The 17,649-nt window shown below is 71.7% G+C and carries 13 protein-coding genes and 1 pseudogene; 8 read left to right on the top strand and 6 right to left on the bottom strand.

The genetic code is table 11. The features are described 5' to 3' along the window. Positions 1-37: 37 nt before the first annotated feature. Genes ACGFMK_RS30250 through ACGFMK_RS30240 form a run of 3 tightly spaced genes read right to left on the bottom strand, consistent with a single transcriptional unit; the run spans position 38 to position 6,807 of the window. Positions 38-4,516 (bottom strand): hypothetical protein, encoded by a 4,479-nt coding sequence (locus ACGFMK_RS30250; protein WP_392770215.1) that lies wholly within the window; start codon positions 4,514-4,516, stop codon positions 38-40. Positions 4,517-4,525: 9 nt separating this feature from the next. After that, positions 4,526-5,326: a hypothetical protein gene (locus tag ACGFMK_RS30245; protein ID WP_392770212.1), complete on the bottom strand. Its 801-nt coding sequence runs from the start codon at positions 5,324-5,326 to the stop codon at positions 4,526-4,528. Further along, the gene (locus ACGFMK_RS30240) at positions 5,326-6,807 is read right to left on the bottom strand and encodes a hypothetical protein (protein ID WP_392770210.1); all 1,482 of its coding nucleotides are present in this window, start codon (positions 6,805-6,807) and stop codon (positions 5,326-5,328) included. Before ACGFMK_RS30240 ends, ACGFMK_RS30245 begins: the two co-directional genes overlap by 1 nt. 62 nt (positions 6,808-6,869) lie before the next feature. Here ACGFMK_RS30240 and ACGFMK_RS30235 point away from each other — a divergent pair, with 62 nt between their 5' ends. The 3 genes and pseudogenes from ACGFMK_RS30235 to ACGFMK_RS30225 form a co-directional block, all read left to right on the top strand. After that, positions 6,870-7,307 (top strand): PPOX class F420-dependent oxidoreductase, encoded by a 438-nt coding sequence (locus ACGFMK_RS30235; RefSeq protein WP_392770207.1) that lies wholly within the window; start codon positions 6,870-6,872, stop codon positions 7,305-7,307. Between the two features lie 60 nt (positions 7,308-7,367). After that, on the top strand, positions 7,368-8,312 hold the full coding sequence (gene hemF, locus ACGFMK_RS30230) for an oxygen-dependent coproporphyrinogen oxidase (RefSeq protein WP_392770205.1): 945 nt from the start codon (positions 7,368-7,370) through the stop codon (positions 8,310-8,312). Positions 8,313-8,677: 365 nt separating this feature from the next. Further along, positions 8,678-10,699: pseudogene (locus ACGFMK_RS30225) on the top strand (PQQ-dependent sugar dehydrogenase); the annotation flags it as partial. Positions 10,700-10,757: 58 nt separating this feature from the next. Here ACGFMK_RS30225 and ACGFMK_RS30220 read toward each other — a convergent pair. Further along, positions 10,758-11,132 (bottom strand): hypothetical protein, encoded by a 375-nt coding sequence (locus tag ACGFMK_RS30220; protein ID WP_392770202.1) that lies wholly within the window; start codon positions 11,130-11,132, stop codon positions 10,758-10,760. Positions 11,133-11,238: 106 nt separating this feature from the next. On the opposite strand from ACGFMK_RS30220, the gene ACGFMK_RS30215 reads away from it, so the two are divergent. After that, a complete protein-coding gene (locus ACGFMK_RS30215; RefSeq protein WP_392770201.1) occupies positions 11,239-12,372 on the top strand; it encodes a hypothetical protein in 1,134 nt (377 codons plus the stop codon). On the opposite strand, the gene ACGFMK_RS30210 is transcribed toward ACGFMK_RS30215, so the two are convergent. Continuing rightward, on the bottom strand, positions 12,347-12,955 hold the full coding sequence (locus ACGFMK_RS30210; RefSeq protein ID WP_392770198.1) for a TetR/AcrR family transcriptional regulator: 609 nt from the start codon (positions 12,953-12,955) through the stop codon (positions 12,347-12,349). The two genes, ACGFMK_RS30215 and ACGFMK_RS30210, sit on opposite strands and share 26 nt — an antisense overlap. 74 nt (positions 12,956-13,029) lie before the next feature. Here ACGFMK_RS30210 and ACGFMK_RS30205 point away from each other — a divergent pair, with 74 nt between their 5' ends. The 4 genes from ACGFMK_RS30205 to ACGFMK_RS30190 all read left to right on the top strand — a co-directional run bounded on the left by ACGFMK_RS30205 (position 13,030) and on the right by ACGFMK_RS30190 (position 16,484). Next, on the top strand, positions 13,030-13,905 hold the full coding sequence (locus ACGFMK_RS30205) for a sterol desaturase family protein (RefSeq protein WP_392770196.1): 876 nt from the start codon (positions 13,030-13,032) through the stop codon (positions 13,903-13,905). A 95-nt stretch (positions 13,906-14,000) separates the two neighbouring features. Continuing rightward, on the top strand, positions 14,001-14,372 hold the full coding sequence (locus tag ACGFMK_RS30200; RefSeq protein WP_392770193.1) for a hypothetical protein: 372 nt from the start codon (positions 14,001-14,003) through the stop codon (positions 14,370-14,372). Then, complete coding sequence (locus tag ACGFMK_RS30195; protein ID WP_392770190.1) at positions 14,353-15,555, top strand: caspase family protein; 1,203 nt, start codon at positions 14,353-14,355, stop codon at positions 15,553-15,555. The genes ACGFMK_RS30200 and ACGFMK_RS30195 overlap by 20 nt, the downstream gene beginning before the upstream one ends. A 5-nt stretch (positions 15,556-15,560) precedes the next feature. After that, entirely contained in the window at positions 15,561-16,484 is a 924-nt protein-coding gene (locus tag ACGFMK_RS30190) for a transporter substrate-binding domain-containing protein (protein WP_392770187.1), read from the top strand. A 64-nt stretch (positions 16,485-16,548) separates the two neighbouring features. Here ACGFMK_RS30190 and ACGFMK_RS30185 read toward each other — a convergent pair whose 3' ends face one another. Then, entirely contained in the window at positions 16,549-17,592 is a 1,044-nt protein-coding gene (locus ACGFMK_RS30185) for a glucosyl-3-phosphoglycerate synthase (RefSeq protein WP_392770185.1), read from the bottom strand. Positions 17,593-17,649 lie beyond the last annotated feature (57 nt).

Genomic DNA, 17,649 nt, shown 5'->3' with positions numbered 1-17,649 from the left:
GCGCGGGTGAACCCCGGACCGCCGCCCGATGTTCCCGTCACGCGGTCTGTTCGTCCTCAGCGGAATCAGCGGATTCAGAGTCCGGGTCGAGGGCGTCCCCGACCCGCGAGAACATCCGGGTCGCCGAGAGCCGCGCGACGCCGTCCGGGTCGCCGAGGTCGTCGAGGGAGTTGCGGACCGTCGAATCGACCGACAGGTACTTCCGGCCCGCGCGCAGGTCGGCGTCGTTGCGCAGCCGGACGATCAGCGGGAACTCCGAGAGCGCGCCCGCGTCGAACAGGCCGGTCGTGTAGATCAGCTGGACGCCCAGCGCCTCGGCCACCGCCCGCTGCAGCTCCAGCAGGTACCCGGCGGACGCGCGGCCGATCGGGTTGTCCAGGAACAGCACGCCGGAGTGGCGGTTGCGGACCTTGCCGCGGTTGTTGGCGCGCAACGCCGCGAGCGTGCAGTAGAGGATGATCGCCGCGGTCAGCTGCTGGCCGCCGGAAAACACGTCGCGGATCTCCGAGACGCGCTGGCGTTCGGTCCGCAGCACCGAGTCCGGCTTGAGCATGTCGACGCGGAAGCCCTTGGGCGCCGCGGCGCGGACCCCGCGCAGCACCAGGGAAAGCCCGTCGCGCTTGACGTCGCGGCCGTCGGCGGTCTTGCCCACCGCGGCCTCGTCGACGACCTCGCCGAGCTTCTCGGTGAGCGCGTTGTCCTCCAGCTCGGTGAACCGGATGCGCAGGAACTCCTGCCCGGACCAGTCGCCGAGGCCGTCGGGCAGCCGCGAGACCCGCTGGGCCGAGCGCAGCTGCCGGAGCGCGCCGTCGACCATGCCCTGCAGGCGGGTGATGATGCCGCCGCGGTGCCGGTCGATCTGCGCGAGGTCGTCGGTGAGCGACCGCAGCCGCGGCCGCAGCGCCTCCGCCCACTCGGCGGCGTGCGCGGGCAGCTGGTCGCGCTTGACCGAGATGACCTGCTGGCGCACCGGCGTGCTCAGCTTCTCGAAGCGCTTCTCCGTCGCGTACTGGGCCAGCTGGTCCGCGGCTTCGCGCACCCGGCGGTCGCCCGCGTCGGCGGCGTCCTGCGCTTCGGTGAGCGTCGCGTTGAGCCGGGTGTGCTGGGCGCGCGCGGTGTCGACGTCGCCGTCGTAGGCGTCCGCGTCCTTGTCGGTGACCAGGTGGGCCAGGGAGTCGGCGAGCAGCGAGAACCCGGACGCGGAGTTCCGCGCGGAGTCCAGCGTCTCCTCGGCCGCCGCGCGGCGTTCCTGCAGCTCTTCCCACTTCCGCGCGGCGACGGAGACCTCCAGCCCGGCGGCGTCGATCAGCCCCAGGCCGTGCTCGATGTCGCGCGGCTTTTCCCCGTTGACGCCGTTCTGCAACGGCAGCGCGTCCAGTTCGGCGCGCCGCGTCGAGACGAGCCCGATCGCTTCCGTGCGTTCGTCTTCCAGGCTGTCGACGACCCGGCGGGCGCGCGCGAGGGCCGCCGCGCGGGCGGACGCGTCGGAGCCGTCGGGCGTCTCCAGCAGCTCGGCGGCGGCCGCGCGGACGGCCTCGTCCAGGGACTCGACGGCCGAGCCCGCAGCGGCTTCGGCCGACTCGGCCTGCTCCAGCTCGGCCCGCAGGTCGCTGCCGACCTCGACCTTCGCGTACGACTCGGACGCCGACAGGTAGGTCCGGCGCAGGGCGTCGACCGGCTCGGACGGCACCGGGCCGTCACCCGCATCGGCCGCGCCCGGCACCTCGGCGAGCTCGGCGCGGGCGGTGGTCGCCGTCCGGCGGTGCCCGTCGGCCGTGCGCTGCTCCTCCCCCGCCTGTTCCCGCAGCCGCGCGGCCTTGCCCGCGGCGTCGGACGCCTGCAGGTCGGCCCGCTCGGCCACCTCGGTGGCCCGCTCGACGTCCTCGGTCCACTCCGCGATCCGGGCGCTCCGCGTGGCGAGCTCGCCCAGCTTCCGCGCCCGCTCCTCGGCCTCGGCCGCCGCGGCCCGCAGCTCCGGGACGCGCTCGCGCAGCGACGCCGTCTTTTCGCTCAACCGCGCGAATTCCGCCTCGGCCTGCGCCAGCGCCGTGCGTGCGGTCTCGCGCGCGGTGCGGGCGGCTTGGGCCTGCTCGGCGAGCGTCGCGATCGCGCCGGGCGGGTAGTCCTCGCGCCAGGTCGTGAGCTTCCACGTCAGCGCGCCGTCCGCGGACAGCTTGGCGGACAACGTTTCCAGCCGCCGTTGCCGCTCGGTGTTGCGCCGGGCGACGGCTTCCCGCTCCGCGTCCGCGGCTTCTTCGTCGTACATCGCGGGGTTCGGCGGCACGAGGAACTCGACGCCGGGCGCGGCCGCCGCCTCGGCCAGCAGGGCCTCGGTGGTGCCGACGGCGATGATCGCGCTCGGCAGCAGCCGGCGCTTGGTCAGCACCTCACGCGCCCGGCCGGCGTGGGCGGCGTCGTTGAGCAGGACGCCGGAAACCAGCTGCGGCAGGTTTTCCAGCACCTCGGCGCGCCGGGCGGCGTCCAGTTTGGACAGATAACGCCAGCCGGACCACGCGGTGATCCCGGCTTCCTCCAGGGCGTCCAGCGCGGCCTGGACGTCCTGCGGTGGCGGCAGCAGCCCGCCGGAGCCGAGCGCGGACAGGGCCCGCTCGTCGGCGGACTCCTCCATCCGCAGCGCGGTCTGCTCCTTCTCGACGGACGCGCTCGCCTCGCGCAGCCGTTCCAGCAGCACCGGAAGGTCGCTCTCGAGGGCGACGTCGTCCGCGCCGAGCAGCTCGACCAAGCGGCCCTCGGCGGCGAGCGCGTCGGTGCGCCGGTGGGCGCGGTCGAGGTCCTCGGTGGCGCGCTCGAAGCGGTCCTGGGTGGTCCCGGCGAGCTGGTGGGCCTCGTTCACGGCCCGTTGCGCCGCTTGGAGATCCGCCGCGACGCGGTCGAGTTCCTGCTCACGCCGGGTCAGCTCGGCCGCCGCGGCTTCGGCGGCGGTCCGGGCCGCCCGCGAGGTGTCCGCGACGTCGGCGCCCGAGGGCAGCAGCCCGCCGCGGACGGCGTTCTGGACCTCTTCGCGCAGCTCGGTGATCCGCGTGGTCAGGCCGCGGGCCTCGGCGCGCCGGGACGCCGCGAGGTTGGCGGCCTCGTCGCGTTCGGTCTGTGCCTTCTCGGCTTCGGCGCGCAACGCGCCCGCGTGCGCCTCGGCCTTGTCGGCCTGGCGCTGGGCGTCCTGCGCCAGCGACTGCAGGCCCCTGGCCAGCGCGGCCGCGGCGGTGTTGCGTGCCTGCAGGGCCGGGCGCGCCTTCTCCTCGCGGCTGCCGACGAGCTCACGCAGGTCCTTCGCCTTACGGGCGGCGTTGAGCTGGTTGAGCACGGTCGCCGTCTCACGCCAGGCCTCGGCCGCCGTCTTCGCTTCGGCCAGCTCGGCGTCGACCCGCTTGCGGGCCTCCTGGGCCTCGTCCAAGCGCAGCACGGCGACCAGGCGGCGCAGCTCGGTGACCCCGGCCGCCAGACGCCGGTGGTCGCCCTCGGCGAGCTTCTCGGCGGTCTTGACCTCGGAGACGTGGTCCTCGAGCCCGGACAGCCGCGCGTTCTCCAGCTCGTTGCGCGCGACGACCCGGCCGGCCAGCGCGGCCATGTCGGCCTTCGCGGCTTCGGCGATCTTCCGCGACGCCGCGGCGACACCCTCTTCGGCGGCCAGCGGCCCCAGCAGATCGAGCGCGCCGGCGACGAAGTCGCGTTCCGACAACAGATCCCCGCGCTGGGCGAGGTTGTGCGAGTAGGTCGAGACGACCTCGGCGAGGTCCTTCGGCTCGTCTTCGGAGACTACGGCGCGCAGCAGGAACTCGACGAACGCCTCGTCGGTGCCGAACGCGAACGCGTCCGCCGCCTCGCCTTCGCCCGCGTTCATCGCGCGCTGGTAGCGGAACAGCTCGGTGTCGAGGCCGAGGGTGTCGAGGCGGCCGGTCCACTCGTGGTGGCGGCGGGTCCAGGACAGCTCCAGCTCGGGCTCGGCCAGCTGGGCCGCGGCGAGCTTGTCGTGGAAGCCGGACATGGTGAGCAGCCGGCCCTCCGCCGTCATCGGCAGGGAATCGAGGCCCAGCGCCGAGGTCGGGCGGAAGCAGTACCAGGAATCGGCCAGGTTCTCGGAGTCGGCGGAGACGACGTGGCCGCGCCACTCGGAGACCTTGCCGGTGATGATCCGGTGGCCGGTCTCGACGTGCAGCCACTCCAGCACGACGTGCGAGACGTCCTTGGCGGCGACGAACTTCTCGAGCACCTTCGTGCTGGTGGTGCCGACGACCTGGCGGCGGCCGGGCAGCATCACCGAGAAGATCAGCTTGATGAGGACGGACTTGCCGCCGCCGTTCTCCAGGAACAGCACGCTCGCCGGCGACGGGCGGCGCAGCTCGGCCGGGCCGGTCGCGTGGATGCCGGCGCTGAACAGCGCGTCCTGCTGGGGCGCGGTGATCTTGGCGCCGACGCCGCTGAAGTCGAGCACGACGTCCTGGTAGCGGGCACCCGCCGGGCCCACGGAATGCAGGCGGACCCGCGAAAGCTCGTACATCTACTCCCCTTAGAGCGTGTCGGAGGACGTCGCGCGCAGCGTGCCCCCGTCGTTCGCGACGGCCACGACGTCCAGCGCGAGCAGGTCGTCGAAGGCGGCGTCGGCGGCGAGTTCGCGGACCTGGATCTGGTAGCGCGGTGTGGTGCGGTAGGTGCCGCCCTGTTCGTCGCTCACCGGGACCAGGAAGCCCTGCTCGGCGAGGAACCGCAGCGCTCGCGACACCATGCCGCGGGTGGTGTCGGCGGCGAGGCGGCCGTCCTTGGTGGCGGCCGCGGCCGGCCGCCGGGTGTAAGCGCGCCACGCCTGTTCCAGCTCGGGCGCGTCGGCCAGGGGATCGTTGTTGGCCTCGGCCTGGGCGGCGCGTTCGTCGAGCATGCGGGCGGCTTCGCGGACCATCGCGTCGACCTGTTCGACGCTGACGCGGCCGATGTAGGTGTCGTTGGCGAGGTCGTCCGGGCGCGGGTAGCCGAGCGCGGCGGCGGCGAGGTGGATGAGGCCGTGCAGCACCTTCTCGGTGTCGCGGCGCTCGCGGATCTTGGCCTGGCGGGCGTAGGAGTCCATCTTGATCTCGAAGACGGACTCGTCGGTGGCCGCGAGCACCGCGCCGGCCTGCTGGTTGACCTCGAGGACCATCAGCCCGAGCCCGGAGGCGACGGCGTGGGTGAGCGCCTTGAACGCGTTGTCCTCGCCGTAGCGGCGCACGAGGTCGCCGTAGACGACGTCGCGGGCGGGCAGCTGTTTGGGCCGCATGCCGAAGGCGACCAGCCGGGCCGCGGCTTCGGCGTCCACGCTGCTGTGGGACAGCGCCATCAGGCGACCTCCTCGTTCTCTTCTTCGTCGGCGCGCTCGACGGCCGCGGTGGACAGGAGCAGGTCGGCGCCGCCGAAGTCCGGGTCGTCGAGCAGCGTGCCGTCGTCGACGGCGAGCAGCACCGAGCGGTCCCCCTGGCGCCGGGCGGCGCCGATCCCGGGACTGTATGCGTGGACCGCGCGCAGCGCGACCAGGGCCGGGAGCCCGGGCTGGCGGCTGCGGCGGGCCTCTTCGAGCAGGCCGGACAGCCGTCGGGGCACCTCGGGCAGGTGGAGCAGCTCGTCGGCGCGGCGCCAGACGTCGTCGCCGAACTTGTCGGTGACGTCGGCGGGCATCAGCTCCGGCTCCGGGATCTCGCCGACGAGCTGGTCGCGCTCGGGCGCGGGCCGCAGGAGCAGCGACACGAGCGACGACAGGGACGGCACGACCGGCGCGGAGATGCCCGCGACGGCGTGGAAGAAGTGCTCGGCCGGGGTGACGGCGTCGGCCAGCGGCAGGCCCAGGGTGGGCACCAGGAGCTGGCCGAACAGGTCGAGCGTCGCGCGCTGCGGCGGGCCGGAGAACTGCTGGCGGTCCTGCTCGGCGCGGAACACCGCGCCGGCGTCGGCCAGCCGGGACTGCAGGCGCGTGTGCCGGCGGATGCAGTCGCCGACGATGTCGACGAGCTCGGCCGCGCGGCGCTTGCGGTCGAGGTCCTCGGTCTCGTCGCGAGCGGTGGTGATGTTCTTGAGGATGGCGTTCTCGGCGCGGAAGCGGGCTTCGATGTGGCTCAGCGCGCTGTCGAGCAGCTCCGGGACCTCGCGTTCCCAGTCGACGGACCGGACGTCGCGGCGGGTCGCGTCGAGCTTCGCGCGCAGCACCTCGCCGTACTGGACGGTCCGGTAGCGGGCCTGCTCGGCGGCCAGCTTCGCGTCGGCGAGCCGGCCGCGGTTGATCAGGTTCTCGAGCTTCACCTCGGCGGCGATCTGCGCCGATTCGACGTCGGTGTCGAGGGCGCCGACGAGCACGTTGATCGCCTCGTCGGTGGCGCGCAGGTAGACCTCGCCGTCCGGGGCGGCCAGCTCGACGAGCAGCTTGAAGTCGAACTGGCGGCGCTGGTAGCCGCCCGGCCCCATCGAGCCGTAAACCCGGCGGAACCCGCGGTCGGTGGTGCCGACGTTGATCAGGTTGTCGAGCACCCACTTCGCGACGCGGACGTGCTCCTCCGGCATCCGCGACGGCGCCTGGGCCGCGATGAACGGCAGCAGCCGGTCGATGACCTCGTCGTGGCCGGCGCCGGTGTCGAAGTCCATGGCGATGGTGACCTGGTCGATCGTGTGCAGCGCGATCTCGGCCATCTGGTAGATCGTGGCGTCGGCCCAGTCGAGCTTCGCCTTCCGCGCGTCGAGGTCGTGCAGCGGCGCGGTGCAGGCCAGCGCCTTGAGGCGGCGCGTCAGCCCCTCGTCGGCCAGGCCCTGGCCCCCGGTCTCGTCGTCTCGCACAGCAGGCCAGGCTAGTCGGCCACCCTCTGCACACGCTCGGGTGACAGGTTAACGTCGCTCTCATGCGTGAGATGAGCCGTGAAGAGTGGTGGCAGTTCGCTTCCGAAGGCACCCGTACGGGCATGCTCGGCCTGGTCCGGAAGGACGGCGCCCCGATCGTGACGCCGATCTGGTTCCTGCTGAACGAAGGGCCGGACGGTGACGAGCTGGTCTTCAACACCGGCACCGAGACGCTGAAGGGCAAGGCCATCACGCGCGACGGGCGGATCTCGCTGGCCGTCGACGACCAGCGCCCGCCCTTCTCCTACGTCCAGTTCACCGCCGAGGCGCGGCTGACCCACGACCACGACGAGATGCTCGAGTGGGCGACACGGATCGGCGGCCGGTACATGGGCGCCGACCGCGCCGAGGAGTACGGCAAGCGCAACGCCGTCCCCGAGGAGGCACTCGTCCGGGCGAAGATCACGAAGGTGATCGCCCGGGCCGAGATCGCCGGCTGACCTCCCGGATTCCCGCCCCCACCTGCGGATCGCTGCTAATCTCGCGGTGGGGGTGGGTTCATGCTTTCAGGTGGGGACAGCAGACGCGAAGCCGTGACGGCGATGGTGAGCGCCGGGCAGCGGGAACTGGTGGCCGAGCTGGAACGGCTGGACGGCGGGGCCCGCTTCGGCCGGTCCGGCTGGGAGCGGCCCGGCGGGGGCGGCGGGCAGGCGCGGCTGCTGGAGGACGGCGACGTCTTCGAGCGGGCCGGCGTCAACTGCTCGGCGGTGCACGGCGAACGCCTGCCCGAGCTGGTCGCGCGCCAGCACGGGCTGGATCCGGAAAGCGGGTTCTTCGCGACCGGGCTGTCGGTGGTGATCCACCCGCGCAACCCGTACGTGCCGGCGTTCCACGCCAACTTCCGGTACTTCGAGTCCGGTGACACGTGGTGGTTCGGCGGCGGCGCGGACCTGACGCCGTGCTACGGATTCGCGGACGACGCGGCGCACTTCCACCGCACCCTCAAGGCGTACTGCGACACCTTCGACCCGGCCTTCCACGCGCAGGCCAAGCGCGCCTGCGACGAGTACTTCACGCTGCCGCACCGCGGCGAGACGCGCGGCGTCGGCGGCATCTTCTTCGACCACCTGCACCCCGAGGGCCCGGACGGCTGGCACCGCGCGGTGGCCTTCACCGCGGCGGGCATCGCCGCGATCGCGCCCGCGTACCTGCCGATCGTGCGGCGCCGCAAGGACCTCCCCCACGGCGAGCGCGAGCGGCAGTGGCAGCTCTACCGCCGCGGCCGCTACGTCGAGTTCAACCTGGTGCACGACCGCGGCACCCGGTTCGGGCTGCAGACCGGCGGTTACGTCGAGGCGATCCTGATGGCGCTGCCGCCGCTGGCGCGCTGGGAGTTCGAGCTGACGCCGGAGCCGGGCAGTCCCGAGGCGGCGCTCGCGGACTTCCTCGTGCCGCGGGACTGGGCGGGCGAAACCGCCGTCCCGGAGACCCGAGTCGCAGGCTGACAAGAGGTTCGCTGTTCCCGGGCACGGCTCCCCGAGCCGCACTTTCGCCGGGAAAGACGCGCGCTCCGGCCCCCGAGGCCGAGCTTTCGTCGAGAAAGACGAGTTTGGTGGAACCGGGGTTTCAGAATGTGGCGCGAGGGCCGGGCGCTTCCGGTGAGGCGCGCAACCCCGCCGCGCTGGGCCGTCCGGGGCATTCGGCCCGCTGAGCGGGAAGCCGGTTTACACCGTGGGTGAGGGCGTCTGTCCGGTATTGACACGACCCGCTCGCAGGGTGTGTGATCTGTCCCATAGATAGGAAACTTTCCTAACTATTCCTGGGAGGTCCCGTGACACCCCGCCCTTCGTGGCGCGCGGCCCTGGCCGGTATCGCCGTCGCGGCGCTCGCCGGCACCGCGATGTCGCCGGTAAGCGCTTACGCCGCAGCAGCTGTGGACTACGAATCCGAGAGCGCCGTGATCTCCCAAGGCGTCGTCGAATCGAACCACGCCGGGTACTCCGGCACCGGGTTCGTCAACTTCGACAACGTCGCCGGGAGCTACGTCGAGTACTCCGTGAACGCCGCGCAGGCGGGCACGCACACGCTGACCTTCCGCTACGCCAACGGAACCGCCGACAACCGGCCGGTGAAGCTGGTCGTCGACGGCGGCGACAAGGGCACCGTCGACTTCCCCGCCACCGGCGCCTGGACGACGTGGAAGACCGTCACCGCGACCGTGCAGCTGACCGCCGGGGTCAACAAGGTCCGGACCACCGCGACCACCGCCAACGGCGGGCCGAACGCGGACAAGCTCACCGACACCTTCACCGCGCCGACGGACAGCGAACCGCCCTCGCCGCCGTCGAACCTCGCGGCGAGCAACATCCTGCCGACCGCCGCGACGTTCACCTGGACCGCCGCGACCGACAACGTCGGCGTCGTGCGCTACGAGCTCAACCGCGGCGGCAACATCCTCAAGACCGTCGACGGGAACACCACTTCGGCGACCGTGGACAACCTGACGCCGAACACCGCCTACGACATCTCGGTGGGCGCGTACGACGCCGCGGGCAACCCGTCGCAGCAGAGCAACGTCGTCGCCTTCACCACCCCGCCGAGCAACGACACGACACCGCCGAGCGTGCCGGGCAACCTGCGCTCCACCGGTGTCACCGCGAACAGCGTTTCCTTGGCGTGGAACGCTTCCACGGACAACGGCGGCACGATCACGGCCTACGACGTCTTCCAGGGCGCCACGAAGGTCGCGTCGACGACGTCGCTCACCTCGACGGTCACGAACCTGAACCCGAACACGTCCTACACCTTCACGGTCAAGGCGCGGGACCCGAACGGGAACAGCTCGGCCGCCAGCAACGCGGTGACCGTCAAGACCAGCGCTCCGGGCGGCGCCGGGGGCATCCCGGAGTACGACAAGGACATCGCGAAGGTCGACCTCGGCTGGGCGGTGGACTTCCTGCCGAACGGCAACGCGCTGGTGACCGAGCGGGACCGGTTCGAGATCCTGCTCGTGACGCCGTCGGGCCAGAAGACCACGCTGGGCAAGGTGCCGGGCGCGGTGACCACCACCGGCGAAGGCGGCGTCCTCGGCCTGGCGATCTCGCCGAACTGGGCGAGCGACCACGCGATCTACGTCTACCACACGGCTTCCGGCGACAACCGGATCGTGAAGATGACTTACGACGGCACCACGTTGTCCTCGACGTCGACGCCGGTGCTGACCGGGATCGCGAAGAACCGCTACCACAACGGCGGCCGGATCAGGTTCGGCCCGGACGGCAAGCTCTACGCCACCGTCGGCGACGCGAAGAACAGCGACAACGCGCAGAACAAGAGCTCGCTCAACGGGAAGATCCTGCGGCTCAACAGCGACGGTTCGGCGCCGAGCGACAACCCGTTCTACGCCACCGGCGGCAACGCGCGGTACGTCTGGAGCTACGGCCACCGCAACCCGCAGGGCCTGGCCTGGGACTCGCGCGGTCAGCTGTGGGCGGCGGAGTTCGGCGAGAGCAGCCAGGACGAGCTCAACCTGATCCAGAAGGGCGGCAACTTCGGCTGGCCGAGCTGTGAAGGCACGCAGGGCAGCTGCAGCGGCTTCATCGCGCCGAAGAAGACGTGGCCGACTTCGCAGGCCGGGCCGTCCGGCGTGGAGATCGTCAACGACTGGATCTACATCGCCGGCGTCACCGGCGAGCAGCTGTTCGCGACGCAGATCAACGCGGCGGGCACCGGCATCGGCACGGTGTCGACGCTGTTCTCCGGCCGCTGGGGCCGGCTGCGCTCGGTGACGAAAACGCCGGACGGCGGGCTCTGGCTGACGTCCACGAACAACGACAAGAACGGCGGCACGCCGACGGTCCTGGACAACGTGATCGTCCGGCTGAAGTTCCCCGCCGCCCGCTGACCGCGGCTGGGGTGACCGGAGCGGCGCCGGTCACCCCAGCCGCGCTTCACCCCAGCTCGGCGGTGACCCGCTTGAGATGGGCGTCCACGTCGAAGCCGTGCTCCTCCAGCCGGCGGCGGGCGAGCAGGCGTTCGTCGGCGGTGAACAGCGGCTCGTACTCCGGCCGGAGCATCGTCGCCTCGGAGCTGCGGGCGAGCTGGTTCTTCTCCCAGAGCAAGGCGAAGCCGCCCGCGGTCCCGGCGCCGCGCAGCAGCCGCCGCGCGGTTTCGACACCACCGTGCTCGCGGACCATGCGTTCGAATTGGAGCGGCCGGTAGCCGTAGTCGGTGGCGAGGACGCGGCAGCCGTCGAGCAGGTCATCCGTGAACCGCCGGGCCAGCCGCCGGTCGGCGACGGGGGCGGTTTCGGGCAAGTCGGACATTCGACACCTCTCGACGGGACCTCTATCCCCTTTGAGTCGCGCGGGAACCCGGTTTCGCTACGCCGTGACGCCGGAAACCGTCGGTCCCTTCTGCAAAGGTGACCCCATGCGCACGGTGGTCCACGGCGAGGTACATGTCCACTATGGACAGATCTATGTGCACAGCGAAGGGGGTGATCCGTTCGAAGGCGACCTGACGGCGTGTTTCGCCGGGCAGCGCAACGGTCTGTGCGGCGCCGCGGTCCCCGGCACGTTGTGGCTGGTCACCGGACTGCACACCGGGAACGTCGGGTTCACCGCCGAGGTGCACGACACCGAGCCCCGGCCGCCTGGTTCCGGCTGGGAGGACGTCGTCGAGGCACCGTTGCGCGTGGTGGGCGCGGCCCGGATCGTGACCTGGGGCGGTGAGGACTGGTGGGACCTCGAACTGCCGCCGGGTGACTACCGCGTGCGCTACAGCGGATCCGGGATGGACGCGGGCCGCGACCGCGACACCCGGATGGACGGCGAACCTCCGCTGGACCGCTACCTGCTCCAGTTCTGGCCCGCCCCACCGGCGCCTGACATCGTTGTCCGGCAGCGCAGCGCGATCGCCGCGTACTGGCACGGTTTCGCGCGGGAGCAGCCGACGCCCGAGGCCCACGCGGCGGCCAAGGCGCGCGTCCGGGAGGCGCGTGAGCGCGAGGAAGTGGAGGCCCGCGCGAAGGCACAGCACGAGCGGCTGCTGCGGGAGTGGGGCGGTTCGCTGCCGCCCGAACGCATCCTGAACCTGCCGCACACCCTGCGTGAACTGGCCAAACAGGACCGCGGGTTCGTCGCGGACGCGACGAGCGCCGCGCCGGAAGTGCAGCACGCACTGGCGCGCCGGCTGGCCCGGCACGCGTTCTCGGTGGCCGGCCTGGACGCCGTCGCCTGGATCGCCAACGGGTTGCGCGCGCTCGACGAGGGCCGCGCGCTGCCGCCGCCGTTCGACGACCGGACGGCCGCGTGGGATCGCCTGCTGTCGGATCCCGACGTGCCGCACACCTTGGTCCGCACCCCGGACGGGCGGCACGACAACGCGTTGCAGCAGGCCATGGCGTTCCCGGCGCTCTTCGCCGCGGCGAAGCCGGATCCGTTGCCGGCGTTGAGCGAGACGCTGTCGGCGGCCTTGGTGACCTACGGCGGTGACAGCGCGGCGCTCTTCGCCTGGGCGCGGGAGGCACTCGCCGAGCTCACCAGCCGAACAGGCGGTCCATGATCCGGGCGCAGCGGGCGGTCATCGCCGTCGCGTCCTCGTCCGGGCGGTCGATCCACCAGCTGATCAGCGAGTCGACCACACCGGTCCAGACCTGCGCGATGGCTTCGATGTCGACCGGGTCGGCCAGGCCCCGGGACGTCATCAGCTGCGTCGCGCCGAGGAGGGCGAACGCGTCCAGCCGGCGCCGGTAGTCGCCGGCCGCGGCGGCGATGTCGCCGCTGCCCGGCACGGTCGCGTCGCGCAGGAGGCGCCAGGCGTACCGGTCGTGGTCGAAGGTCGTGAAGATCGCCGAAAGCACCTTGAGCGGCATCTGCTCGGGCTCGCCGCCGGAGGCCATGGTCGTCGCGACGCCCTCGGTCAGCCGGTCGCCCGCGCGGTGCAGGCAGGCGAGGTACAGGCCGTCCTTCGAGCCGAAGTACTGGTACAGCAAGGGTTTCGTGACGCCGACCCGGCGCGCGATCTCGACCATCGACGCACCCGCGTACCCCGCCCGGCCGAACTCCTCGGTCCCGGCGACGACGAGCTGTGCCTCGCGCTCTTCGCGGGGCATGCCCTTGGTCCCGACCGGTCTTGACTCCGTCACGGTCCAGACCCTACCGTGCGTGAAGTGACCCAAAGGTAAGTTACCATCGGGTCAGATCCGCTCTAGGAGGCGATGTGGCCGAGTTCCTGGCGCACCTGCGCGACCCGGTGCTGTTCGCGGTGCCGGTGTTCCTGCTGTTCGTGACGATCGAGATCGTCGCCGTGCACGTGCTCGGCCACGACGACGACGTCATCGGCTACAGCCCCGCCGACACCCGCACGAGCATGCTGATGGGCACGGTCGCGGTCGGCGTCAACGGGGTGTTCCGGCTGGTGATGCTGATCGTCTTCGCGGCGTTGTTCGAGCTCGCGCCGGTGCAGCTCGACCCGCGCGACTGGTGGACGTGGGTGCTCATGCTGCTGGGCCAGGAGCTGGTGTTCTACGCCTACCACCGGGCGAGCCACCGCGTCCGGCTGCTGTGGGCCGGGCACCAGGTCCACCACTCGAGTGAGCACTACAACTTCTCGACGGCCCTGCGCCAGAAGTGGACCCCGTACTTCCAGCTGCCGTTCTGGTCGGTGCTGGCGCTGTGCGGGATCCCGCCGTGGATGATCCTGACCGGCCTGTCGATCGACCTGGTGTACCAGTTCTTCGTGCACACCGAGAAGATCGGCAAGCTGCCGCGCTGGTTCGAGTACGTCTTCAACACCCCGTCCCACCACCGCGTCCACCACGGCAGCGACGCGGAATACCTGGATGCCAACTACGGCGGGATCTTCATCGTGTGGGACAGGCTGTTCGGCAGTTTCGTACCGGAGGGCAAGCGCCCGACTTACGGGCTGACGAAGAACATCGCCACGTACAACCTCCTGAAGGTCGGCTTCCACGAGTACGGCTCGATCCTGCGGGACCTGCGCGGGGCCCGGAATTGGCGCGAGCGCACGGGTTTCGTGCTCGGACCGCCCGGCTGGCAGCCCGCCGCAACCCGCGCGCTCGCGAACGCCGAGTGACCGCGCGGGTGTAACACCGTGGTCGGCCGTCCGACTGGAGGAGGTGCACCCCGCCGGAACCACGGCGGGCTCCGTCGAGACGATCCGGGAGCACAGTGACGATCGCCATCACCTTCGAGGGCCGCACCGGCCCCGACGACCTCCCCGGATGGCTGGCCCTGGAAGAGGAGCTGCGCGGCCGGCTCCGGACGATGCCCGGCCAGGCGGCGCCCGAGACCATGGGCTGGGACGTGGTCGTCGCGGCGGCGGTCGCCGCGGTGCCGGTTCTGGTGCGCTCGATCTGCGCCTACCTGGTCGAACGCGACCGGCTGCGGCTGGGCGACCTGCGCCTGTCCTACACCGAAGACGGCCGGGAGACGAGCGTCGACCTCACCCGGGTCACCGAACCGGCCGAGCTGACGCGAATCCTCCTGGCGCACCGGTCGGTGACCATCACCGGGGACGGCGATGCGCCTTCCCATTCCTGAGTCCTCGTACGCCGTCCTCATCGGCACGACCACGTACTCGGGCTCGTTCGCCGAGCGCCCGCTGCCCGCCGTGGCCGGCAACGTCACCGACCTGGCGGCCGTGCTCACCGATGAGCAGTACGGCGGCTTCCTCGCGGAGAACTGCACGTCGGTGCTGGACGAGGACGACCGCAACGTGATCCTGCGGACGGTCCGCGCCGCCGCGGCCCGGGCCACCGACGTCCTGCTGGTCTACCTCAGCGGGCACGCCGCGCCCAAGGAGCTGTCGAGCAACGAGCTCCTCCTGCCCCTGCCGGGCAGCGACGACCTGGGCGAGGACTTCTGGTGGAACCACGCCCTGCCGTACGGCGACATCCGCAAGATCGTCCGGGAAAGCCGGGCCGCGTGCCGGATGGTCGTCATCGACACCTGCTTCAGCGGCCGGGCGCTGGCCGAAGCGATGGGCAAGGCCGGCGGGGAGGCGTTTGTCGTCTCCGGCTCGTACGTCCTGGCTTCGGCCGGCAGCACCATGCACGCCGTCGCACCCGCCGGCGCCCGGCACACCGCGTTCACGGGTGTGCTCATCGACCTGCTGACCAACGGGATCGACGACCCGTCACCCGAGCTGTCGCTGCCCCGGATCTTCCCCCGGCTGCGCCAGGCCCTGCTGGCGGCCGGGTACCCGGAACCGGATCACACCACCACCAAGACGGTCGACCAGAAAGCACTGGTCCGCAACCGGTCCGCGCTCATCGCGCGGGACCTGGCGCCCGAGGTGATCACCGATCTGGGCAGCGACGTCAACACGATCATCGTGCGCGGCCTGCGCCGCCTGGAGGACCTCCACGACCAGGGCACCCGGTCGGTGCGCGACCGGGTCCGGTCGGAGGTCGTGCGGTTCCTCGACCACGACAGCAAGATCGTCTCGCAGGAGGCCGGGCGCCTCTACGACCTCATCCGCGCCTGGGAGGACGACCCGGGCGGGGACGTCGAGCAGAAGCGTCCCGAGCGCGTCCGCCGCGCGCTGGCCGACCCGTGGCTGGGCGCGTCCGCGGTGATCCTGGCGCTCCTCGCCGGCACGGTCCTGTGGTGGACCGGCCTGCCCGCCGGGCTCGCGTCCGCGGTGGCGGCCCCGCTCGCCGTGCTCGGCTACGCGGCCGCGATCGCGGTCGCCGTGTTCTCCACCCCTCCCGAGAAAGACTGACAGAGATGCGAAAACGCTCGCTCGCCCTGAGCTCGGCGGTGCTGGTGGTCGCGGTGGCCACGACCACCGCGGCGATCACGCTGCACCCCGGCCCCGGCCCGGCCCCGGAGCCCACGCCGGCCGCCGTGGCCCGGCCTTCGGTCGCGCCCCAGGCCGCGGTCTCCGGCGCCGAGCTGTGGCCGGTCAGCGGCAAGACGCTGCGGGTCGGTTTCAACGGTGAGATCCCGGGGTGGAGCTACCCGGACATCAACCCGACGGGTTTCGACGTCGACCTGGCGAACTACCTCGCCGAGCAGCTCGGCTTCACGATCGTGCCGGTGGCGCTCACCCCGTACGACCGGGAAGGCGCGCTGCTGCGCGGCGAAGTCGACCTGGTCATCGCGAACTACTCGATGGACGGGGCCAGCACGACCGACCCGGCGAAGCGCCGGAGGGACTTCGTCGACTTCGCCGGGCCCTACTTCGTCGACCGGTCCGGCCAGATGGTCGACCTCGGCAAGCTGGCGGCGATCACCGGCCAGACCAGGCTGCTCGACTCCGAGCACACCTGTGTGACCAAGGGCACCACGGCCGCGGACAAGCTCGGCGCCCGGGCGAAGGACACCCTCCGCGAGTGCCTGGACCCCTTCCTCACCGCCGACGACCGGCAGTTCGACGCCGTGGAGACGGACGAGGCGATCCTCCTCGCCGTCGCCAACTTCAGGAAGGCCGACGTCGACCCCGCCTACTGGGAAAGCGGGGGCCTGGTCAACCCGAAGGAGTTCTACGGGGTGGCCATGCGCAAGATCGACTCGAGGGCCTGCGACGAACTCACCACGAAGATCCACGACTTCGTGAACTCGCAGGCATGGGAAACGTCCTACGACGCCCTGCACATCAAGACGACCATTCCGCACAAGCCGGAGCGCACGGACCACCCGTACTGCTGACAGGCATGGCGATCGCCCGCCGCGCGCCCGAGGGCTCCCGCGGCGGGCGACCACCGGACAGCGCCTACGCGGTGTCCTGCAGGTCCAGCTCGTTCTCCGGGCGCAGCGTCACCGGCAGGCTCGCCAGGGGCGGGCGCTGCGGGGACGTCAGGTCCGTCAGCACCAGTTCGCGCTCGACGCCGTCCGTGGACGTGCCTCGCTGGAATTGGGCCAGGATGGTCGCCGGCGGGATGGCCGTCACCAGGCGGCCGTAGCGTTCCAGGCGGTCGAACAGGGTCTGCATGATCTGGCCCGACATCCGGCCCAGTGCCTGGGTGCTCTGGTGGCGGTGCACGCGGTGGCCGAGGTCGACCTGGGCGAGCGCGTCGAGGCCGCGCAGTTCCAGCAGGTCGATCAGGTGGCCGATCTCGACGCCGTAGTTCACGACGAACGGGATGCTCTCCAGCACCTCGCGCCGGCCCGCGTACTCGCCCGCCAGTGGCTGGACGAAGCCCGACAGCTCGGGCCAGAACATGTTGATCAGCGGCCGCGCGACGAGCTCGGTGACGCGGCCGCCGCCCTCGGGCTCGCTGCCCGCCGCGCCGTTGAGCGGGCGGTGGTAGAAGCCCTTGACGTAGGCCACCGACGGGTCGGTCAGCAGCGGGCCGAGCAGGCCCGTGACGTAGTCGGTGGTGAAGTCGTAGAGATCGCCGTCGACGAACACCACGAGGTCACCGGTCGTCGCCGCGACACCCTTCCACAGGGCCTCACCCTTGCCCTGCAGCCCGTCGAGGGCCGGGAACACGGCGTCCTGCGCGACGACACGTGCGCCCGCCGCCGCGGCCACTTCGGCGGTGGCGTCGGTCGAGTGGCTGTCGACGACCAGGATCTCGTCGACGAGCCGGTGGTGTTCGCGGAGTTCTTCGCGGATGGCGGTGACGATCGCGCCGACCGTCGTTTCCTCGTTGCGCGCGGGGATGACCACCGAGACGGTCGTGCCGCGTTTGGCCTCGACCAGCTGTTCCGCGGTCCAGTCGTCGGCCCTGCTGCTGCGCCGGGCGAGCCAGGTGCCGACCTCCGGCGACACCTGCAGCTGCGCGCGGTCATTGCTGTTCCGGCTCGTGCGCATGCGTTCCCCTTCCCTCGTTCGGCGTACTCCCTCCCGACCGAGGTTCGACGCGCCGCG

It is taken from the genome of Amycolatopsis sp. NPDC049252 (assembly GCF_043197175.1).
Classification (GTDB): domain Bacteria; phylum Actinomycetota; class Actinomycetes; order Mycobacteriales; family Pseudonocardiaceae; genus Amycolatopsis.
This window is presented reverse-complemented; position numbering and strand designations above follow the sequence as displayed.

Coding starts and splice junctions, on each gene's coding strand:
- ACGFMK_RS30250 (WP_392770215.1), bottom strand. CDS start 4,516: ATGTACGAGCTTTCGCGGGTCCGCCTGCATTCCGTGGGCCCGGCGGGT.
- ACGFMK_RS30245 (WP_392770212.1), bottom strand. CDS start 5,326: ATGGCGCTGTCCCACAGCAGCGTGGACGCCGAAGCCGCGGCCCGGCTG.
- ACGFMK_RS30235 (WP_392770207.1), top strand. CDS start 6,870: ATGCGTGAGATGAGCCGTGAAGAGTGGTGGCAGTTCGCTTCCGAAGGC.
- hemF (WP_392770205.1), top strand. CDS start 7,368: ATGCTTTCAGGTGGGGACAGCAGACGCGAAGCCGTGACGGCGATGGTG.
- ACGFMK_RS30220 (WP_392770202.1), bottom strand. CDS start 11,132: ATGTCCGACTTGCCCGAAACCGCCCCCGTCGCCGACCGGCGGCTGGCC.
- ACGFMK_RS30215 (WP_392770201.1), top strand. CDS start 11,239: ATGCGCACGGTGGTCCACGGCGAGGTACATGTCCACTATGGACAGATC.
- ACGFMK_RS30195 (WP_392770190.1), top strand. CDS start 14,353: ATGCGCCTTCCCATTCCTGAGTCCTCGTACGCCGTCCTCATCGGCACG.
- ACGFMK_RS30190 (WP_392770187.1), top strand. CDS start 15,561: ATGCGAAAACGCTCGCTCGCCCTGAGCTCGGCGGTGCTGGTGGTCGCG.
- ACGFMK_RS30185 (WP_392770185.1), bottom strand. CDS start 17,592: ATGCGCACGAGCCGGAACAGCAATGACCGCGCGCAGCTGCAGGTGTCG.